The sequence below is a fragment of the Acinetobacter sp. 1207_04 genome (genome assembly GCF_052850415.1).
This window is the reverse complement of record NZ_VXCQ01000045.1, coordinates 1-380: the sequence shown is the minus strand read 5'-3', so window position 1 is coordinate 380 and position 380 is coordinate 1. Positions and strand designations below refer to the sequence as shown.

Annotated in this window: 1 pseudogene; it reads right to left on the bottom strand. The window is 39.7% G+C overall.

Going from position 1 to position 380, the window contains the following annotated elements:
• Positions 1-380 (bottom strand): annotated as a pseudogene (locus FW754_RS16410) (YadA-like family protein); the annotation flags it as partial.

Sequence of the window (380 nt, the reverse complement as noted above, 5' to 3'; positions counted from 1 at the left end):
TGAATCAATCGCATCATGAATGGTATTTTTACCAGTATTACCAACATTTGAAGTTGTTATACTGCCATCAACATTCAGTGCGGTATCACCACCAATACTATTTTTAATGCTATTTGCAGTCTGGTGAAGCTGGCTACCATTCACTGCATCTTGTGATGTACTGTTAATATCGCCATTGGCAACATTCGTGATTTTCTTTTTACCCGCATCAATGCCTTGTGCTGAAATGCTTGGGCCATCTTTGATGCTTAAGCCAGCATTGTTAATGAGCGTATCACCAAGCGTGACTGAGTCGAATTTAACGTCTTTTTTAGTGGCAACTTTGTATTCTTTACTACCATCTGCATTGGTGACATCTGTAACTGCGATGTTATCGCCTT